The following is a 17304-nucleotide window of genomic DNA, read 5'->3' as shown; positions in this document are numbered from 1 at the left end:
GAGGAGCGCACCAAGGCGCCCTCGGAGCGGCGCCCGTCGATCCTTGAGCTGCCGACCATGTTCCAGATCGCCCGGCTTGTCGGCGAGACCCTGCGTGATGTGATCCAGTCAAATGCCGCGACCGGCCAGAAAGCCGACTCGACTTTCAACTCCACGCTCATCCTCGCCGGGCAGATTGCCGGCATCGAACCGCGGATGTTCCTGATCTATCCGGAAGGCAATTTCATCGAGGCGAGCGAGGACACGCCCTTCTTCCAGATCGGCGAGACGAAATATGGCCGGCCGATCCTAGTGCGCGCCTATGATCCGGGGATGTCGATGGAGGAGGCGGTGAAGCTCCTGATGGTGTCCTTCGATTCCACCATCAAGGCGAATTTGTCGGTCGGCCTGCCGCTGGATTTGCAGATCATCGAGAAGGATGCGCTTACCCTCGGGCCGCGCAAGCGGATTGAGGCGGATGATCCGTATTTCCGGACGATTTCGAGCGGATGGGGCGAAGCGCTGAAAAAAGCATTTGATTCCCTGCCGCCCTTTACGTTCTGATACCGATAAAGGCAAAGCGGTAACCGCCGGACAGGAATTGCAGGACGATAAAGGGGGGCGAGGCCATGAAATTTGTGCTGTCAGGATTGATTGCAGGCAGCCTGTTCGCCCTGCCTGCGCTGGCTGAGACGCGCGCCTGGACCGGGGAAGGCTCCTTCAGCGCCGGCGTCAATACCGGCAATACCGAGACCAGCGATTTCGGCCTCGGCGTGAAAATGACCAGCGAAACGCAGATCTGGCGCAACAGCGGCGAATTCATTGCCGATTATGGCACCAAGAATGGCAGCCGCACCAAGAACCGCTTCGCCATCAGTGGCCAGTTCGACCGCACACTGAATGACAATCTGTTCGGCTTCGCCCGGGTGACGCATGAGCAGGATGAGTTTTCCGGCTTCAACAGCCGGTCTTTCCTCGGCAGCGGGCTTGGCTGGTTCGCCTTCGATACGGAGGCGACGAAATGGTCGCTGGAGGGCGGACCCGGCATCAAGCTCGACGATGTGAAAACCCGTCAGACGACGGATGAGCAGGGCGAGACCGTGATCGTGCCATCGATGACGGACGAATCGCTGTCATTCATCGCGGCGTCGCGCTTCTCGCATATCTTCAGCGAGAATGTCCGGGTCCGGAATGATACGAGCCTGATCTATGCGGATGTGTCGACCCAGATCGGCAACAAGACGAGCCTGACAGCATCCCTGACCCGCAGCCTGTCTGCGCGCTTCAGCGTCGAAGTGCGCCACGATACCGACCCGCCATCGGGCTTTACCGAGACCGATACCTCCACGCGGATGTCGCTGGTCTATTCCTTCGGCGGCTGAGGCAGCGGGCTGAAGACGATCGCGGCATTGCCGAATGCTTCCCGGTAGCGCGCGAGGCGGGCTGTGCGGATGGTGCGCAGGCCCCAGACGGGATCCATGACGACGAAACTGCCCGGCTCATGGCCGGCGGCAATCACATAGTGATCGACGAGGTTTTGCCCGGTCTGCTCCGACAGCCAGGCGGCGCGGGAGCGCACGACGGCCGCCGGCAGGCCGAGCACCGGGACATTCGCGCCAGGCAGCTGCCAGTCCTGCACGAAGATGGCTGGCACACGCACCGGCACGAGCACGGGCCGGCCGGCTTCCAGCTCGGCAATGATGGCATCTTCAGGAAGGCGCACGGCGCTGGCGATGAGCCCGTAAGTGCCCGCAAGGCGCAACAGCTCGCCCATTGAATAGCCGGCGACGGCATCAGCGGGAGGATGCGCGGCGAGGATGTCCGCGCCGCGGATCGTTCCCTCGCCCTGCCAGTAATTGATGATGCTGGCGAGCGCGTGGGCGCCGCAGGCGATGGGGTCCTCCTGCTGGTCGTGGGAGACTGGCAGGAGCAGCGTGTCCGCCACAGTCACGCCCGGACGGACAAGTTCGAAACTGTTATGGCCGGTACGCCCGGCGAACTCGGCCGGGCTGGTCATCGGGGTAGAAGCGCAGGCGCCGAGGGTCAGCGACAGCGCCGCCATCAGCGCCTGCGATTGCATGTCAGAGGGCAGAGGCGACGACGACCACGATTGCGACGAGACCGACAATCGCGAGGAAATTGCGGGTCGAGATACCGGCCTGGTAGGCTTCGGCTTCTTCAGGCGTCAGGATCTGGATTTCATATCCTTCCGCCTGATAGGCCTCGACAAGGGCCGCTTCTTCTGCGGTCAGGCCGTAGCGCTGCAGGTCCGCCTGGGTGAAGGCCTGCGCCTCGGCGCTGCGGAAGGGCGAGGCCGTCTCGGCAATAGCTGCCGCGGGGACGGCCGCGGAAGCGAGCGCAAGGCTGAGAGCGATTGCGGCAGGGGCAAGAAGTTTCATGGCTGTATCTCTCTGGTTGGTGTTGACCTGTCGGGCCTGGTTGACACAGCGACGCCCATTTACGCCGGGCAGCGCCGCATAAAAGGTTACCGATCCCGCAGGCGGGTCAAGGTCAGAACGCTTAAATCCCCGAAAGGTTCCGGCGCTACGGCCCGAAATGTTTTGAAAGTTTAAGACCCTGACCCTGATAATTCGAGCCCGGGCTGCCATACAGGCTGCGCGGGCGGGCAGTCATTGCTTCATAGACGAGCTTGGCGACTGGTTGGCCGTGCTCGAGGATGAACGGTACATCACGCGAGCGCACTTCGAGCACGGCGCGGCTGCCGCCGGTATTGGTGCCGAAGCCCGGATCGAAGAAGCCGGCATAATGCGCGCGGAACTCGCCAAGCTCGGGCGCGATGGGGGCCATTTCGGCGGCCTCGGAGGGGCTGACGCGCACGGTCTCGCGGCTGACGAGGATATAGAACTCCTCCGGATTGAGCACGATGCGGCCATCGCGGGGAAAGACCGGCTCCCAGAACTGGCTGGTCTCGTGCGCGCCGATGCCCCGCAGGTCGATGACTCCGGAATGGGGCTTCGCCCGGAAGCCGGCGGGCTGGCCGGGCGGGGGCTGAAGGTCGATGGAGACGGTCTTCTCGCGCAGGGTTTCGGGCCTCCGGCGCTTGAAGCGGATCTGGGCGAGCCGGTCGCCGGGGCGCACCTTGATCGGGAATGTGCGCGGCGAGACTTCAAGATAGAGCGGGCCGGAATAGCCGGTCGCCACCTCGTCGAAAGCGCGGCCGCGATTGGTGACGAGGCGCGTGAACACATCGATCCGGCCGGTGGAGCTTTTGGGATTGGCCCGCGCGGCGATCCCGGCGGGCAGGCGCAGCGATTCCTGCAGGGGCACGAGATAGACGCAGCCGGTCTCCAGCACTGCGCCTTCCTGCGTCAGGTCGATGCGGTGGAGATGGATGCCGGGCTCCTGCAGCATCTCGGCGACCGTGCGGTCCTTGCCGGGCAGGAAACTCGCGCGCAGGCGGTAGGCGTCGAGGGCGAGGCGCAGGTCGAGACTGGCGGGCTGGACCTGTCCCGGCTCGGGCGGCGCCTCGCAGCGTACCGCGCCGCCCGCATGGAGCGCCTCGATCTCGAAATCCGGCAGAACGCCTGCGTCTTCGGCCATCACTTGCACCCCATCGGTCACAGGCATAAGACCCGGTTCGGGAAACACAAGGACCAGTGCCATGGCGGATGCATCCGGCAAGGACGATAAAGGCTGGAAGCCAGCTACGAAGGCCGTGCGCGGCGGCCAGATACGCTCGCCGCATGGCGAGATTTCCGAGGCGATCTACCTGACCTCGGGCTATGCCTACGCAACCGCCGAGCAGGCCATGCGCCGCATGGCAGGCGAGGAGCCGGGCTTTGTCTATTCCCGCTATGGCAGCCCCACAGCCGCGATGCTGCAGGACCGGCTGTGCATGATCGAAGGCGCCGAAGCCTGCCGGGTGACGGGCTCCGGCATGGGCGCGATCTCCTCGGCCATCCTCGCGCCGCTGAAAGCCGGCGACCGGGTGGTTGCGGCCACGGCCCTCTTCGGCTCCTGCCGCTGGATCATCGCCAACCAGATGCCGAAGTTCGGGATCGAGGCGGTGTTCGTCGATGGCGCAAACCTCGAGGAATGGAAGCGCGAGATCGGCAAGGGCTGCCAGCTGGTGCTGATCGAGAGCCCGGCGAACCCGCTGCTGGACGGGGTGGACATCGCGGCGGTGGCAAAGCTCTGCCGGGAAGCAGGCGCGCTGCTGGTGGTCGACAATGTGTTCGCAACGCCGGTGCTCCAGCGCCCGCTGGAGATGGGCGCCGATGTGGTCGCCTATTCGGCCACCAAGCATATGGACGGGCAGGGGCGCGTCCTGTGCGGCGCGATCCTGACCGACGAAAAGCGGATGAGCGAGGTCTATGATCCCTGGCTGCGCCATATGGGCCCGGCGGCTTCGCCGTTTAACGCCTGGGTCGTGCTGAAGGGGCTGGAGACGATGCAGCTGCGCGTCGAGGCGCAGAGCCGCTCGGCCGCGCGCCTTGCCGATGCGCTCGCCGCCCATCCGGCTGTGGCAGCGGTGCGCTATCCCCACCGCAAGGACCATCCGCATTACGAGATCCACCGCAAGCAGATGACGATGGGCGGCACACTGCTCGCGCTCTCATTAAAAGGTGGTCAGGATGCGGCTTTCCGCTTCCTCAATGGCCTGCAAATCATCGATATCTGCAATAATCTTGGAGACACCAAATCGCTGGCCTGCCATCCGTCGACGACGACGCATCGGGCGCTGTCGGACGCCGAGCAGGCGGCCATGGGGCTCGACCGCAGCTGGGTGCGTCTGTCGGTCGGGCTTGAGGATGCCGATGACCTGGAAGCTGACCTCCTGTCTGCGCTTAATGCTTCGTGAACCCCTGACGGAGCAGGCTTGAGCCATGGCAAGGCGTCCCGCTCCTCCGCAATATGAGGCCATCACCGAAGGCGTGCGCATCCGCGTGCGGCCGAAATTCATGCATGACGAGTCCGAGCCTTCGCGGGCGCGGTTTTTCTGGTCGTATACGGTCGAAGTCGAGAATGAGAGCGACCGGGTCTGGACGATCATCCGCCGACACTGGCGGATCGTGGACTCGGCCGGGCGGATGCAGGCGGTGGATGGTGAAGGGGTGGTCGGCCAGACGCCGACGCTCGGGCCCGGCCAGCGGTTCAGCTATACCTCGGGCGCGCCGCTCGCGACGCCCTCAGGCATGATGTCGGGAACCTATGACCTGGTGGACGAGGCGGGCGAGGAACTGGTCGCGCGTATTCCCGCCTTCTCGCTCGACAGCCCTTATGACCGGTCCCGGCCGAGCTGAGTTTCAGCTCGCGCGGGGAAGCACCTGGCCGGGCATCCGCTCTTCCATCTCGAGCACGCGGAAATGCTCCCGCATGAAATCCGGCGTGAAGAAGAACTGAAGCTCACCAGGATCAAGCACGCCTTCCCATTCGGGCGCATGTTCGGGGCCGCCTTCGGCAAAGAGCACGGTGGCGCCTGCTTCATCGACGAGGATCGCGCCATATTCCTGCAGCGCGCGGGCGATGACCTTGCCGGCGTCGGAGAGCCTGGTGTTATCGATGTCATAGTCCGGGTCGAGCTGGATCCGGGCCCCCATCGGCAGGCCGAACTGGCGGCCCGCCCGGTCCGGCGAGCCTTCCAGCGCGGTGCTCGCCGGAGGAATGAACCAGCCGGGGCGGGCGCCGCGATAGGCAAAGGCGAGCGCGTGGGGAATGTGGCCTGCCTTGACATGGTCGCGGCGGATCAGCCCGGCGCTGAGCGGAATGCCCGAGGGGCGGGCGCCGCCGGAGAGGTCTGCGCGCGGGGCCTGCATCCAGGGCACGGCGACCCCTCTGCCCGACAAGTCGATTTCGGCGCCGAAACCGGCATACCAGTCGCCGCGCGCGGTCTGGCCGCCCTGGCGGATGTCCCATGCCTTGTTCCGGTAGGGGTCAACGAGGGTCACGTAATAGGAGGTTGCGCCGCTATCGTCGTCAGGCACGGCGCCGTCCGGCAGCGGCACGCGCTTGTCCGGCTCGAAGCCCGGCCCGTAACGGCCCGCATAGAGCGGGCGTACCGGCTTGCGTGGGGCCCGCGAGGAATCGAAGAACCGGACGCTGACCGTCCATTCCGGGATGTTCACATAGAGCCCGCCATCAAGGGCGAGACTCTCGACGAGGACATCGGAGTTCCGGTCGATGGCTGCGCCTTCCGGAATCGGCGTGTTCCACGGGCTGTCGTCCGAAAAGGGGCGCCAGCCCTTCGGAGGATTGACCAGCATCATTTCTATATTCGCTGACGGATCACAGTTGCAGCCGTATCCCGAGGAGGAGCTGGCGCAACCTGTGATCGCAAGAAGGGGCAGCGCGAAAAGGGCTATCTGCCTGAAAAACATGGACTTTATCTCCGGCAACCGGGGGTGTGCCAGAAAGCAGGCAAGAACCGGGCCAATCCTCGCAGGCGAGCCTGCCGGGGCGGCTTCGCGCGGCAGGGTTAACCGGCGCGGCCCATGCGGCGTTCAAGCCGGGTCGAGAACCAGGAAATGATGCGCCTCCAGAGCTCATCCTTGAGGATGGCGCCCTCGACATCGGTGTCGATCGAGGGGTTGTCATTGATCTCGATGATGATGACGCCCTGTTCGGTCTCTTTCAGGTCCACCCCGTAGAGCCCTTCGCCGATCAGGCTGGCGGCGCGCACGGCGGCGCTGACGACCTCGGGCGGGGCGTCCTCGACCGGCATTGTCGTGAAGCCGCCCTCGGTGGTCTTGCCGCCTTCGCCATATTTCACGGTCTGCCAGTGGCCGCGCGCCATCCGGTACTGGCAGGCATAGAGCGGCTCGCCGTTCAGCACGCCGATGCGCCAGTCGAACTTCGTCGGGCGGAACTCCTGCGCGATGATCAGCGCGGTGTCCTCGAACATCTTCTTGGCGCCGGTCTTCAGCTCGTCCAGCGTCTGGGCCTTGACCATGTTGATGCCAAAGCTGCCATCCGGCGTCTTCAGGATCACCGGGCTGCCAAGGCGCTGGAACACGGCCGCCAGGTCTGTCTTGGCGTCGAGGATTTCCGTGCGGGGAATGGGAAGGCCGGCCTTTTCGAGGATTTCCTTGAGATAGACCTTGTTCGTACAACGGATCATCGAATGAGTGTCATCGATGACCGGCATGCCTTCCTGCTCGGCCCGGCGGGCGAAGCGGTAAGTGAAATTGTCGATCGAGGTCGTCGCGCGGATGAACAGGGCGTCGAACTCGGCCAGGGAGGGCAGGTCGGTCGGATCGATGACCTCGACTTCAACGCCCATCTTCTCGGCGACATCTGCAAGGCGCTTGATGGAGGAGGGCTTGGAGGGGGCGGTCTTCTCGTTCGGATCGACGAGGACAGCAAGCGCCCATTTGGCGGGGGCGCGCGTCTTTTCATTGCGCACCCGGCCGCGGGTATAGGTTTCCATCGCCTCCAGGAAAAAGGCGCGGCGCTGGTCTTTCAGCCGGTGGGGCGGCAGCGCGCGGATGCGGCCGATGCCGTGCGGGGCCTCGGCGTCGAATTCGATCTCCAGCGCCGGGGTGCGGAACCAGTCCATCGCCTCGCGTGCCAGCACTTCATAGCCCGGCGTCTCGGAGCGGGAGAAGGCGACGAACAGCGTCTCCACCTTCGGCGCGCCCTTCGCGAGGGCTTCCTGCAGGGTTTCGCCCAGATCAGGCAGGGCGTGGTTGTAGAGGCTCTTCTTGGAGAGCTCGACCATCGTCTGAACGCTGGGACTGATCCGGTGGCCGCGCGCCTCAGCCAGCAGCGAGGCATAATAGCCTTCCGACTGGTAGCCATAGGAACGGGCAAGGTTCAGGATGTAAGGCCGCCGGCCGGCAAACAGCGCAGGCTTCGAAATATAGTCGGCAATCCGCAGCACCTTGTGCGGGGTCTCGGCCTGAGAAATGTCGCTTGCGGATTCCACAAGCACGACCCAATCGGTCATGGGGCTCCATCTGAGGGCGCGATGAGAACCTTCTCCATCCTGCGCGCCGCTTCTCCGTCCGGGTAGTAGGACTCGGAGGTGGCAAATACGCGATATCCGGCCTGCTCGTAAAGGCGGAGCGCTGAAGAATTCGAGGCACGCACTTCCAGCCGCATGGCCCGGGCGCCCCGGCAGAGTGCGTCGGCCTCACAGGCAGCCAGCAGCTTGCGGGCGAGGCCCTTGCCACGTGCCTCGGCGGCGACGGTGATCGAGTAGAGCCGTGCGATGCCGGTGCCCTGCCGGTAGAGAATGGCGGCAGCGGCCTGCAGGGTGCCTGCCTCATCCGCTTCAACGAGGACGGACGCCTGCCCGCGCAGCAGCCGGGCCCAGGTACGCCGGTCGAACCGGTCTTCGGCGGGAAAGTCTGCCTCCAGCGCGACAAGGGCCGGAATGTCTGCCGGTGTGGCGGCGCGGATCACATCCGCACCATATCGTCCCGGTGGATGATGGCCGGGCGGCCCTTATAGCCGAGGATGGCTTCGGCCTCTTCCGTACGGCGCCCGGCGATGCGGCGGATGTCTTCGGCGCCATAGGCCGTGACGCCCTTGGCGATGACCTGCCCGCCTGGCCCGCGCACGGCGACGGCGGCGCCGCGCTCGAACTGGCCCGCCACACTGCGCACGCCGACCGCCAGCAGGCTCGCTCCGCCGAGCAGCGCCTTCTCGGCGCCGGCATCAATGGTGATCTCGCCCTCAGGCTTCAAATGCCCTTCAAGCCAGGCCGCGCGGGCCTTGGCCGGGGTGATGCGCGAGGCGATGAGCGTCGCCCGCTCGCCGGCCTCGATGGCGCCGAGGGGGCGGTCGCGGTTGCCGAGCGTGATGAGCGTGGAGCAGCCGGCAGCATGGGCGATGCGCGCGGCAGCGAGCTTGGTCGCCATGCCGCCGGAGCCGACCCCGGCCGCGGCATTCGCGCCGGTGGCCATCGCGTCATGTTCCGGGGTCAGCGCTTCGAGGAAAGGAATGTGGGTGGCGCCGGGGTTCGTGCGCGGGTCGGCGGTGTAGAGCCCGTCGATGTCGGAGAGCAGGACCAGCACATCGGCGGCCATCATCTGCGCAACGCGCGCGGCGAGGCGGTCATTGTCGCCATAGCGGATCTCGTCGGTGGCGACGGTGTCGTTCTCGTTGATCACCGGCACGATGCCGGCCTCGAGCAGGGTCTCCAGCGTCGAGCGGGCGTTCAGCCAGCGGCGGCGGTTTTCCGTGTCGCCGGGGGTGAGCAGCGCCTGGCCGCAGGCAATGCCATGCGGGGCGAGCGCCTCGCCGAGGGCAGCCATCAGGCGCGGCTGGCCGATCGCGGCAGCGGCCTGCTTCTGTTCAAGCCGGCCCTGATAGGGCGCGCCCAGCGCTGCCCGGCCGAGCGCGACGGCGCCGGAAGAGACAAGGATCACCTCCTTGCCGCGCGCGCGGAGCGAGGCGATGTCAGCAGCGAGCGCAGCCAGCCATTCGCGGCGCGGGGCGCCCGCCTCCGCGATCAGGGCCGAGCCGGTCTTCACGACAATGCGCCGGGCGCGCGCGAGAGTGTCAGCGGTCATGGCTGTTATCAGACCTCGAGAGAGGCAAGGCCCAGATGGTCGCGCATGGCGTCGAAATCCCGGTCATCGTGGAGGAGGCTCATTCCGCTCGCGATACAGAATGTTGCGATGACCACGTCAATCGTTTTCCGGACCGTGACGCCGCGTGCGCGCAGCAGCCGGTAGTTCTGCGCGGCGGCGAGGGCGATCTCCCGGCCAGCCATGTCCCGGTATTCAAGGGTCAGGAGGGCGTCCCGCGCCCGCCGGAAGTCCAGGTCACTGCGGAAGCCCTGCAGCACTTCCGTCAGGATCAGGTCGCCGATGACGATGTCCCCGGTGCCGATGAGCTGCGAAACGCGCTCCACCTGCGGCGTGGGCGTGTTGCGGAAGAAGTCGATCCAGACCGAGGAGTCGACGACGATCATTTGTCGAGCCGCATGGCCTCAAGATCGCCTTCCCATTGCAGCTTGCCGCGAAGGTCGAGCAGCTTCTCCCGCTGCGCCTGCTGCCGCGCCAAGGCCTCCAGCGCGGCGTGGACGGCTTCCTTCTTGGTGGCGAAGCCGCCATCCTTCATCACTTTCGCGATGAGCTCGTCGTCGATGTCTATATTCGTGCGCATGAGCGTACCCGATGTGTATGAACTGGCGCGATCATACACATTGCGGCGCGCCCGTTCAAGGCGCGCCTCAGGCGGCCGAGACGCCCGCGATCACGGCAAAGCCGATGACCACGATGAACAGCGATGCGACCAGCATCTTCCACAGGCCGACCCGGCTCGCGCCGGAAATCCGCTCGGTCAAGGCCGTTTCTTCGCCTTCCCTGGGCAGCATGGTGTCCTCCCATTGTTGAGTTCAACCATGCTGCACACTCTATCACGGACTCCCTGCGTTGCCGAACGCTAGGGAAAGGACGGCGTCAGCCGCTCAGGGCGCCGACGAGCGCGATACCGCCAATCGCGAGGGCGAGCGAGACGAACAGCATCTTCCACAAGCCGGCCCTGCGCGCGGAGCGAGCCTCTACGGGCGCCACGCGTTCGCCGTCGCCGGGCGTGGTGGCGTCAGGGTCTTTTGCGGGTTGAGGTTCGGTTTGCCGGGTGGAGGTGAGTGGATTGTCACTTTGCATGAAGCGTCTCCCTTCGCTGGTATCAGCGCTGGCAGGGACAGGAGTGTTTGCCTTCTCAGGGACATAACGCGCAGAGGGGCCAGAGGGTTCCGGCGACCCTGCCACGAAAAATCCGTACAGGGATAAACCCGGAAGATGGGGCGTTGACCTTCCTGCCTGCAATGGCGCATTCAGGCACAGCACATGTCCGGAGACCAGCATGAAACTCTACAACACGCCAATGCCAGCGCCCAACCCGCGCCGCGTGCGGATATTCCTTGCCGAGAAAGGCGTTTCCATTCCGATGGAGGATGTCGCGCTTGTCAAAGGCGAGCACAAGACGCCCGCCTACCTTGCGCGCAACTCGCTCGGCCAGACTCCCGTTCTGGAGCTTGATGACGGCACCTGCCTCAGTGAGACGGTGTCCATCTGCCGGTATCTCGAAAGTGTTTATCCGGAGTCGAACCTGTTCGGCGCGCCGGGGCTGGAGGCAGCCCGTGTGGACATGTGGGTGCGCCGGGTGGAATTCCAGCTGATGGCGCCGGCAGGCAATTTCTGGGCCCATGCGCATCCGTTCACCGCGCGCGTCGTTGTTCCTCAGTATAAGGAGTTCGGAGAGTCTAACCGGGGCCGCTATGAGCGCGCGCTGCACTGGCTGGACGGGGAACTCGCCGGGCGGGCGTTCCTTGCGGGCGAGCGCTTCACGATAGCCGATATCTGCGCGCTGACGACGATCGACTTTGCCGACTGGATCGGGCTGAAAGTGCCGGAAAGCGCAGCAAATCTGAACGCCTGGCACCAGCGCGTCAGCGCGCGGCATAGCGCTGGAGCCTAGAAATTCAGACCGGGCTCCACGGCTTGTCCGTATCCTGATCTTCGACCGGTTCGGCGGGGGCGGAGAAGGCCTCCGCCTCCATGCCGAGCTGGCGCGCGATTTCCTTCAGCGCGTCCCTGACGCCTTCGCCGGAGACGCCGGAAATCAGCAGGGGCTTGCCCTTGTAGGCTTTCTTCAGCGCCTTGACCTGTTCCTTCACGAGCTCCGGCGTCAGCGCGTCGATCTTGTTGAGCGCGACGATTTCCGGGCGCTCGGCGAGTTCCGGATCATAGGCTTTGAGCTCCTTGCGGATCGTGCGGTAGGCCTTGGCAGGATCGTCCTCAGTGCAGTCGATCAGGTGGAGCAATACCTTGCAGCGCTCGACATGGCCGAGGAAGCGGTGGCCAAGGCCCGCGCCATCGGCGGCGCCTTCGATCAGGCCGGGGATGTCGGCCAGCACGAAGCGCGTCGAAGGGCCAAGATCGACCACGCCAAGGCCGGGATGAAGCGTCGTGAACGGATAATCGGCAATCTTCGGATTGGCGGCGGTCGCAACCGACAGGAAGGTCGACTTGCCGGCATTCGGCAGGCCGACAAGACCCGCATCGGCGATCAGTTTCAGGCGCAGCCAGATCCAGCGCTCCTCGCCTTCTTCGCCCGGATTGGACCGGCGGGGCGCCTGGTTGACGGAGGTCTTGAACCGCAGGTTTCCCCAGCCGCCATTGCCGCCGGCGGCGAGCAGCACGCGCTGGCCGGCCTCTGTGAGGTCGGCGATCAGGGTTTCCTGGTCTTCTTCATAGACCTGCGTGCCGACGGGGACTTTCAGAACAGCATCCTCGCCGCGCGCGCCGGTGCGCTGCTTGCCCATGCCATGGCCGCCGCGTTTTGCCTTGAAGTGCTGCTGGTAGCGGAAGTCGATCAGCGTGTTCAGCCCCTCGACCGCCTCGATCCAGACATCGCCGCCGCGCCCGCCATCGCCGCCATCCGGGCCGCCATACTCGATGAACTTCTCGCGCCGGAACGAGACACAGCCCGCCCCGCCGCCGCCGGAGCGAATATAAACCTTGGCCTGATCGAGGAACTTCATTTTGGGCTCATGCCGCAGAAAGCGGAATTGGGGAAGGGGTAGAGGGGAGTTGGAGATGTGTGCGAACCCTTCTCCCCTGAGGGAGAAGGGGCAGTCGGTCAGCCCACCCTCACCATGTGAATATGGTCAGCGGCTTCGCCGCGCCCGGCAGACACGACCGGCCCGCGCCCACAGGGCAGGAAGGCGAGCTTGCGCAGGATGCGGCCGGAGGCGGGGTTATCGGCAAAATAGCCCGACACCAGCGCGGCGGCGCCCTTGCGGTTTTCCAGCCAGCCGATCAGGCCCGCACCCGCTTCGGTGCAGAGGCCCTGTCCCCAGAAGGCAGGCACCATCCAGTAGCCGATCTCGAAGGGCATGTCCGGCGCGGCGCGGTGCGCGCCGGTCACCCCGGCAAAGGTCCCGTCCTTCACGACGGCGAACACATGATTGATGTCTTCGCTCCGGCCGCGATCATGCGTGGCGATCCAGGCGAGGGTCTGCGCCTTGGTCTGGCCGGCGGGCACGCGCGCCAGCATCCGGTAGACGCGCGGATCATTCACCGCTTCGGTGATCGGCCCGCTGTCCTGCGGCGTCACCCGGCGCAGGGTGAGGCGCGGGGTCGAGATTTCCGGGGCAGGGGTTCCGGTCTCAGCCATGGGGCGCCTCCAGCAGCCTTGTCAGTATCGCATCATCCTGCGGCCAGATCATGTCAGCCGTGCCGGATTCCGTCTCGCGCCCTGCGGAAGCCTGCAGGCTGGTGCCCACCTTGCGGAAGCCGAGCTTCTCAAGCACGCGGCCGGAGGCGGGATTGTCGAGGAAATAGCTGGCGGTGAACTGCCGGCGCCCCTGCACGGCCACGAACCAGTGCAGGACAGCGCGGGCCGCCTCGGTCGCATAGCCCTGGCCCCAGTGATGCGGCGCGATCCAGTAGCCGAAATCAATGATGCCTGTCGCTTCATTCTCGCCGCCGCCCGCCATGCCCATCAGCTCCCCGTCCAGATAGGCGCAGAAGCCCGCACCCTTGCCCTCGGCCGCGCGGGCGGCGCGCTGGCGCTGCTGGCGGATTGTGTCCTCTAAAGTCTGGAAGGGCGGGATGGTTCCGACATTGCGGAAAATTCGCGGATCCTGCACCGCCTTGTTCAGGGCGTGCGGGTCTGCCTCGCTTGCGCGGCGCAGGACGAGCCTTGCTGTGTGTATCTCATAATCGCTCACGTCCGCCTCATTGGCCGCCTTCTGGGCGGGTTCTTCCGGGGCGCGGCGAATGAAAAAGGGGGAGGCAGTGGCCTGCCTCCCCCCGGAAACTGGTCGTCTGGTGTCAGCGACCCGGCCACTCTTCCAAGCGGCCGGATTGCGTCTCCAGCCGGTTATTCTGCTGCGTCTGCTGCCGGTACGATATTGACGTAAACACGGCCGCCGGACTTGCGCGCAAATTCCACGCGGCCGCCTTTAAGCGCGAACAGGGTGTGATCCTTGCCCATGCCGACGCCCTTGCCCGGCCACTTCTGGGTGCCGCGCTGGCGCACGAGGATGTTGCCCGGAGCGACCACTTCGCCGCCGAACTTCTTCACGCCGAGATATTTGGGGTTCGAATCGCGGCCGTTACGCGAAGAGCCGCCTGATTTCTTGTGAGCCATAGTCTGCTCCTTATCCTTTAGCGCCGGGCCGCGAGGGCCTTATGCGTCCTTTGCGAGTTCTTTGGCCTGCTCGACCCAGCCATCCTTGGCGAAGCGGCCGGCAAGGCCCAGCTCTTCCTCGAGCTTGGCGATGTCTGCTTCGGTCAGGGCTGCGATCTGGGCGAAGGTGGTGATGCCTGCGCCGTTCAGCTTTTTCTCAAGCGCCGGGCCGATGCCGGTCAGCTTCTTGAGGTTGTCGCCGCCAGCTGCAGCCTCTGCGGCAGGGGCTTCAGCAGCGGCAGGCGCCGCGTCAACAGCCGGGGCAGCTTCCTTCTTGGCAGCAGCCTTCTTCGCCGGGGCTTTGCCATCGGCGTTGATGGAGGTGATCGTCACTTCCATGAGGTCCTGTCGGTGGCCGATCGTGCGGCGATAGGTCTGGCGCTGGCGCTTCTTGCGGGTGATCAGCTTGGGGCCGCGCACTTCGGCGGCCACTTCGCCGGTCACGCTGGCGCCGGCAACGGTCGGCGCGCCGACCTTCACCCCTGCGCCTTCGCCCAGCATCAGGACGCTGTCAAAGGTTACCGTGTCACCGGCGGCGGCGGCCAGCTTCTCGATCACGATGGTGTCGCCTTCGGCGACCTTGTATTGTTTGCCACCTGTCTTGATGACCGCGAACATGGGGCCAAATCCTTCCGGCATGGAGCGTAAAAATGGGTGAGGGCGCCGCGCCTTAGGAGCGCCGCGCCCGAAGCCCGGGAGTAAACACCAAAGCAGCCCGGCTGTCAAATCCCATCTTCAGGCCAATTTGCGGCTTTTGCGGTGCGGGGCCTTTTCGGTGGTGCCCACGGGGCAAGACCCCGGCATTTTCTGGTTTCCCGCCTTCCCTCGGCGCCGGAAATCCTGCACTCAGGCGGGCAAAACCGCAACCGGGCCCCACCGGCGCGCCGCCGCAGGGCCCCCTTGCCCGCAGCCAGACACCTGGAGGGAGCTACGCCGTGCGAGACGTTCACCACTTTATCAATGGCGCCGTTGTGGCCGGTTCCTCCGGCCGGTTTGGGGACATCTACGATCCCAATACGGGCGAGGTTCAGGCCCGGGTGGCGCTGGCCACGAAGGGCGAGCTTGGCGCAGCTGTAGACGCGGCGCTGGCGGCCCTGCCGGCCTGGGCGGCGACCAACCCCCAGCGCCGCGCGCGGGTGATGTTCGAGTTCAAACGCCTGGTTGAAGCCAACATGGACGAGCTCGCGCACCTGCTCTCCTCCGAACATGGCAAGGTGATTGCGGACTCGAAAGGCGACATCCAGCGCGGCCTGGATGTAGTGGAGTTTGCCTGCGGCGTGCCCCACCTCCTGAAGGGCGACTATACTGAAGGCGCCGGACCGGGGATTGATGTCTATTCGATGCGCCAGCCGCTCGGCGTCTGCGCCGGCATCACCCCGTTCAACTTTCCTGCCATGATCCCCTGCTGGATGGCCGCCGTGGCGATTGCCTGCGGCAATACCTTCATCCTGAAGCCCTCGGAGAAGGACCCGTCGGTGCCGATGCGCCTTGCCGAGCTGATGCTCGAGGCCGGGGCGCCGAAGGGCGTGCTCAACGTCGTCAATGGCGACAAGGAAGCTGTCGATGCCATCCTGACGCATCCCGACATCAAGGCCGTCAGCTTCGTCGGATCGTCCGACATTGCTCATTATGTCTATTCGACCGGCACGGCGCACGGAAAGCGCGTGCAGGCGATGGGCGGGGCAAAGAACCATGGCGTGATCCTGCCGGATGCGAACATGGACCAGGTGGTGAAGGATATTGTCGGCGCCGCCTATGGCTCGGCCGGCGAACGCTGCATGGCGCTGCCCGTGGCGGTCACTGTCGGCAAGAAGACGGGCGACGAATTTGTCGAGCGCATGATCGAGGCGGCCCGCGCCCTGAAGGTCGGCATCTCCACCGATGCCGAGGCCCATTATGGCCCGGTCGTCTCGGCCGCGCACAAGGCGAAGGTCGAGAGCTATATCCGGATGGGTGTCGATGAAGGCGCAAAGCTGCTGCTCGATGGGCGCGGCCTGAAGCTGCAGGGCAATGAGGGCGGCTATTTCATCGGCCCGACGCTGTTCGATGATGTGAAGCCGTCGATGCAGTCCTACAAGGAAGAGATCTTCGGGCCGGTGCTTCAGGTGATCCGTGCCGAGACGCTGGAAGAGGCCGCCGCGCTGCCCTCAAACCATCAATATGGGAATGGCTGCGCGATCTTCACCTCCAATGGCCGGGCCGCGCGCGAGTTTGCTGCGCAGGTCAATGTCGGCATGGTCGGCGTCAATGTTCCGATCCCCGTGCCGGTCGCCTATCACACCTTCGGCGGCTGGAAGCGCTCGGCTTTCGGTGACACCAACCAGCATGGCCCCGAAGGCATCCGCTTCTGGACCAAGATCAAGACAATCACCCAGCGCTGGCCCGAAGGCGACATCGGCGACCAGGCTTTTGTCATTCCGACGATGGGATAAACTCAGATGACTGATTACAAGACGATTACGTTCGAACAGCGCGGCCGCGTGGCTATTGTCACGCTGAACCGGCCGGATGCGCTGAATGCACTGAACGCCGAAGTGATGCGCGAGGTGGTCGATTGTTTCACCGCGATTGACCGGAACCCGGAGATTGCCGCCAGCGTGCTGACCGGTGCCGGCCGCGCCTTTGCCGCCGGGGCCGACATCAAAGAGATGCAGCCCCAATCCTTCTCCGACATGTATGTCGAGGATTACTTCGCCGGCTGGGACCGGTTCGCGGCTTGCCGCAAGCCGGTGATCGCTGCGGTCAACGGCTTTGCTCTCGGGGGCGGCTGCGAGCTCGCGATGATGTGTGACCTGATCATTGCCTCGGACAAGGCAAAATTTGGCCAGCCGGAAATCAAGCTCGGTGTCACCCCCGGCATGGGCGGCTCCATCCGCCTCACCAAGGCGGTCGGCAAGGCGAAAGCGATGGACCTCGTGCTCACGGGACGGATGATCGACGCAGAGGAAGCTGACCGGATCGGGCTCGTCTCCCGCGTCGTCGCACATGACACGCTGCTGGAGACCGCCATCGGGGTCGCCAATGAAATCGCCGGTTACTCCATCCCCTCGCTGATGGCGGCCAAGGAAATGGTCGCCCGCGCGCTGGAACTTCCGACCACGGAAGGTGTCAAGTTCGAGCGCCGCCTGTTCCAGGGCCTGTTCGGCACCGCCGACCAGAAGGAAGGCATGGCCGCCTTCAGCGAGAAACGCGCCCCGGATTTCAAGGACCGCTGAC

The 17304-nt window shown here is 65.2% G+C and carries 23 protein-coding genes; 7 read left to right on the top strand and 16 right to left on the bottom strand.

The window, feature by feature from the left end:
- Both ACK4SV_RS10410 and ACK4SV_RS10405 read left to right on the top strand, forming a co-directional pair.
- Positions 1-543 (top strand): peptidase (locus ACK4SV_RS10410; protein WP_409917760.1); only part of this gene is annotated, 543 nt, incomplete at its 5' end.
- A gap of 65 nt (positions 544-608) precedes the next feature.
- Positions 609-1361, top strand: coding sequence for a YdiY family protein (locus ACK4SV_RS10405; RefSeq protein ID WP_409917759.1), 753 nt, complete (start codon positions 609-611; stop codon positions 1359-1361).
- Here the strand turns inward: ACK4SV_RS10405 and ACK4SV_RS10400 are convergent.
- The 3 genes from ACK4SV_RS10400 to ACK4SV_RS10390 all read right to left on the bottom strand — a co-directional run bounded on the left by ACK4SV_RS10400 (position 1343) and on the right by ACK4SV_RS10390 (position 3540).
- Positions 1343-2059, bottom strand: a complete 717-nt coding sequence (locus ACK4SV_RS10400) for a hypothetical protein (protein WP_409917758.1) — start codon at positions 2057-2059, stop codon at positions 1343-1345. The genes ACK4SV_RS10405 and ACK4SV_RS10400 overlap by 19 nt on opposite strands.
- 1 nt (position 2060) lies before the next feature.
- The gene (locus tag ACK4SV_RS10395) at positions 2061-2378 is read right to left on the bottom strand and encodes a hypothetical protein (RefSeq protein WP_409917757.1); all 318 of its coding nucleotides are present in this window, start codon (positions 2376-2378) and stop codon (positions 2061-2063) included.
- Between the two features lie 145 nt (positions 2379-2523).
- Positions 2524-3540, bottom strand: a complete 1017-nt coding sequence (locus ACK4SV_RS10390; RefSeq protein WP_409917763.1) for a 2'-deoxycytidine 5'-triphosphate deaminase — start codon at positions 3538-3540, stop codon at positions 2524-2526.
- Positions 3541-3601: 61 nt separating this feature from the next.
- On the opposite strand from ACK4SV_RS10390, the gene metZ reads away from it, so the two are divergent.
- Both metZ and apaG read left to right on the top strand, forming a co-directional pair.
- Entirely contained in the window at positions 3602-4801 is a 1200-nt protein-coding gene (gene metZ, locus ACK4SV_RS10385) for an O-succinylhomoserine sulfhydrylase (protein WP_409917756.1), read from the top strand.
- Between the two features lie 25 nt (positions 4802-4826).
- The gene (gene apaG / locus ACK4SV_RS10380) at positions 4827-5243 is read left to right on the top strand and encodes a Co2+/Mg2+ efflux protein ApaG (RefSeq protein ID WP_409917755.1); all 417 of its coding nucleotides are present in this window, start codon (positions 4827-4829) and stop codon (positions 5241-5243) included.
- A gap of 3 nt (positions 5244-5246) precedes the next feature.
- Here the strand turns inward: apaG and ACK4SV_RS10375 are convergent, their stop codons facing one another.
- The 8 genes from ACK4SV_RS10375 to ACK4SV_RS10340 all read right to left on the bottom strand — a co-directional run bounded on the left by ACK4SV_RS10375 (position 5247) and on the right by ACK4SV_RS10340 (position 10556).
- Complete coding sequence (locus ACK4SV_RS10375; RefSeq protein WP_409917754.1) at positions 5247-6206, bottom strand: hypothetical protein; 960 nt, start codon at positions 6204-6206, stop codon at positions 5247-5249.
- A gap of 209 nt (positions 6207-6415) precedes the next feature.
- Positions 6416-7885: a RimK family protein gene (locus ACK4SV_RS10370; RefSeq protein ID WP_409917753.1), complete on the bottom strand. Its 1470-nt coding sequence runs from the start codon at positions 7883-7885 to the stop codon at positions 6416-6418.
- Complete coding sequence (locus ACK4SV_RS10365) at positions 7882-8343, bottom strand: GNAT family N-acetyltransferase (RefSeq protein ID WP_409917752.1); 462 nt, start codon at positions 8341-8343, stop codon at positions 7882-7884. The genes ACK4SV_RS10370 and ACK4SV_RS10365 overlap by 4 nt, the downstream gene beginning before the upstream one ends.
- A complete protein-coding gene (proB, locus tag ACK4SV_RS10360) occupies positions 8340-9464 on the bottom strand; it encodes a glutamate 5-kinase (protein ID WP_409917762.1) in 1125 nt (374 codons plus the stop codon). The genes ACK4SV_RS10365 and proB overlap by 4 nt, the downstream gene beginning before the upstream one ends.
- Positions 9464-9859 carry a PIN domain nuclease gene (locus ACK4SV_RS10355; RefSeq protein WP_409917751.1) on the bottom strand — a complete coding sequence of 132 codons (396 nt, stop codon included), beginning with the start codon at positions 9857-9859 and terminating at the stop codon, positions 9464-9466. Before ACK4SV_RS10355 ends, proB begins: the two co-directional genes overlap by 1 nt.
- Entirely contained in the window at positions 9856-10053 is a 198-nt protein-coding gene (locus ACK4SV_RS10350) for a type II toxin-antitoxin system VapB family antitoxin (protein ID WP_409917750.1), read from the bottom strand. The genes ACK4SV_RS10355 and ACK4SV_RS10350 overlap by 4 nt, the downstream gene beginning before the upstream one ends.
- A gap of 67 nt (positions 10054-10120) precedes the next feature.
- Positions 10121-10264 carry a hypothetical protein gene (locus tag ACK4SV_RS10345; RefSeq protein ID WP_409917749.1) on the bottom strand — a complete coding sequence of 48 codons (144 nt, stop codon included), beginning with the start codon at positions 10262-10264 and terminating at the stop codon, positions 10121-10123.
- An 85-nt stretch (positions 10265-10349) separates the two neighbouring features.
- On the bottom strand, positions 10350-10556 hold the full coding sequence (locus tag ACK4SV_RS10340; protein ID WP_409917748.1) for a hypothetical protein: 207 nt from the start codon (positions 10554-10556) through the stop codon (positions 10350-10352).
- Positions 10557-10755: 199 nt separating this feature from the next.
- Here ACK4SV_RS10340 and ACK4SV_RS10335 point away from each other — a divergent pair, with 199 nt between their 5' ends.
- Positions 10756-11370, top strand: coding sequence for a glutathione S-transferase family protein (locus tag ACK4SV_RS10335; RefSeq protein WP_409917747.1), 615 nt, complete (start codon positions 10756-10758; stop codon positions 11368-11370).
- Positions 11371-11374: 4 nt separating this feature from the next.
- On the opposite strand, the gene obgE is transcribed toward ACK4SV_RS10335, so the two are convergent.
- From obgE to ACK4SV_RS10310, 5 genes are all read right to left on the bottom strand, one after another.
- On the bottom strand, positions 11375-12436 hold the full coding sequence (gene obgE / locus ACK4SV_RS10330; RefSeq protein WP_409917746.1) for a GTPase ObgE: 1062 nt from the start codon (positions 12434-12436) through the stop codon (positions 11375-11377).
- Between the two features lie 98 nt (positions 12437-12534).
- On the bottom strand, positions 12535-13071 hold the full coding sequence (locus tag ACK4SV_RS10325; RefSeq protein ID WP_409917745.1) for a GNAT family N-acetyltransferase: 537 nt from the start codon (positions 13069-13071) through the stop codon (positions 12535-12537).
- Positions 13064-13627 carry a GNAT family N-acetyltransferase gene (locus ACK4SV_RS10320; RefSeq protein ID WP_409917744.1) on the bottom strand — a complete coding sequence of 188 codons (564 nt, stop codon included), beginning with the start codon at positions 13625-13627 and terminating at the stop codon, positions 13064-13066. The genes ACK4SV_RS10325 and ACK4SV_RS10320 overlap by 8 nt, the downstream gene beginning before the upstream one ends.
- Before the next feature lie 152 nt (positions 13628-13779).
- On the bottom strand, positions 13780-14049 hold the full coding sequence (gene rpmA / locus ACK4SV_RS10315; protein WP_409917743.1) for a 50S ribosomal protein L27: 270 nt from the start codon (positions 14047-14049) through the stop codon (positions 13780-13782).
- Between the two features lie 39 nt (positions 14050-14088).
- Positions 14089-14706 carry a 50S ribosomal protein L21 gene (locus tag ACK4SV_RS10310; RefSeq protein ID WP_409917742.1) on the bottom strand — a complete coding sequence of 206 codons (618 nt, stop codon included), beginning with the start codon at positions 14704-14706 and terminating at the stop codon, positions 14089-14091.
- A gap of 317 nt (positions 14707-15023) precedes the next feature.
- Here ACK4SV_RS10310 and ACK4SV_RS10305 point away from each other — a divergent pair, with 317 nt between their 5' ends.
- Complete coding sequence (locus ACK4SV_RS10305; RefSeq protein ID WP_409917741.1) at positions 15024-16520, top strand: CoA-acylating methylmalonate-semialdehyde dehydrogenase; 1497 nt, start codon at positions 15024-15026, stop codon at positions 16518-16520.
- A 6-nt stretch (positions 16521-16526) separates the two neighbouring features.
- On the top strand, positions 16527-17303 hold the full coding sequence (locus ACK4SV_RS10300) for an enoyl-CoA hydratase (RefSeq protein WP_409917740.1): 777 nt from the start codon (positions 16527-16529) through the stop codon (positions 17301-17303).
- Position 17304 lies beyond the last annotated feature (1 nt).

It is taken from the genome of Hyphomonas sp. (genome assembly GCF_046313735.1).
In the GTDB taxonomy this organism is placed as follows: domain Bacteria; phylum Pseudomonadota; class Alphaproteobacteria; order Caulobacterales; family Hyphomonadaceae; genus Hyphomonas.
This window is presented reverse-complemented; position numbering and strand designations above follow the sequence as displayed.

Excerpts from the sequence above, each read along its gene's own strand:
- ACK4SV_RS10400 (WP_409917758.1), bottom strand. The coding sequence starts at position 2,059 with ATGCAATCGCAGGCGCTGATGGCGGCGCTGTCGCTGACCCTCGGCGCC.
- ACK4SV_RS10300 (WP_409917740.1), top strand. The coding sequence starts at position 16,527 with ATGACTGATTACAAGACGATTACGTTCGAACAGCGCGGCCGCGTGGCT.
- ACK4SV_RS10390 (WP_409917763.1), bottom strand. The coding sequence starts at position 3,540 with ATGGCCGAAGACGCAGGCGTTCTGCCGGATTTCGAGATCGAGGCGCTC.
- ACK4SV_RS10335 (WP_409917747.1), top strand. The coding sequence starts at position 10,756 with ATGAAACTCTACAACACGCCAATGCCAGCGCCCAACCCGCGCCGCGTG.
- apaG (WP_409917755.1), top strand. The coding sequence starts at position 4,827 with ATGGCAAGGCGTCCCGCTCCTCCGCAATATGAGGCCATCACCGAAGGC.
- ACK4SV_RS10310 (WP_409917742.1), bottom strand. The coding sequence starts at position 14,706 with ATGTTCGCGGTCATCAAGACAGGTGGCAAACAATACAAGGTCGCCGAA.
- ACK4SV_RS10405 (WP_409917759.1), top strand. The coding sequence starts at position 609 with ATGAAATTTGTGCTGTCAGGATTGATTGCAGGCAGCCTGTTCGCCCTG.
- ACK4SV_RS10350 (WP_409917750.1), bottom strand. The coding sequence starts at position 10,053 with ATGCGCACGAATATAGACATCGACGACGAGCTCATCGCGAAAGTGATG.
- rpmA (WP_409917743.1), bottom strand. The coding sequence starts at position 14,049 with ATGGCTCACAAGAAATCAGGCGGCTCTTCGCGTAACGGCCGCGATTCG.
- ACK4SV_RS10370 (WP_409917753.1), bottom strand. The coding sequence starts at position 7,885 with ATGACCGATTGGGTCGTGCTTGTGGAATCCGCAAGCGACATTTCTCAG.
- ACK4SV_RS10340 (WP_409917748.1), bottom strand. The coding sequence starts at position 10,556 with ATGCAAAGTGACAATCCACTCACCTCCACCCGGCAAACCGAACCTCAA.
- obgE (WP_409917746.1), bottom strand. The coding sequence starts at position 12,436 with ATGAAGTTCCTCGATCAGGCCAAGGTTTATATTCGCTCCGGCGGCGGC.
- ACK4SV_RS10375 (WP_409917754.1), bottom strand. The coding sequence starts at position 6,206 with ATGATGCTGGTCAATCCTCCGAAGGGCTGGCGCCCCTTTTCGGACGAC.
- metZ (WP_409917756.1), top strand. The coding sequence starts at position 3,602 with ATGGCGGATGCATCCGGCAAGGACGATAAAGGCTGGAAGCCAGCTACG.
- ACK4SV_RS10355 (WP_409917751.1), bottom strand. The coding sequence starts at position 9,859 with ATGATCGTCGTCGACTCCTCGGTCTGGATCGACTTCTTCCGCAACACG.
- ACK4SV_RS10325 (WP_409917745.1), bottom strand. The coding sequence starts at position 13,071 with ATGGCTGAGACCGGAACCCCTGCCCCGGAAATCTCGACCCCGCGCCTC.
- ACK4SV_RS10395 (WP_409917757.1), bottom strand. The coding sequence starts at position 2,378 with ATGAAACTTCTTGCCCCTGCCGCAATCGCTCTCAGCCTTGCGCTCGCT.
- ACK4SV_RS10345 (WP_409917749.1), bottom strand. The coding sequence starts at position 10,264 with ATGCTGCCCAGGGAAGGCGAAGAAACGGCCTTGACCGAGCGGATTTCC.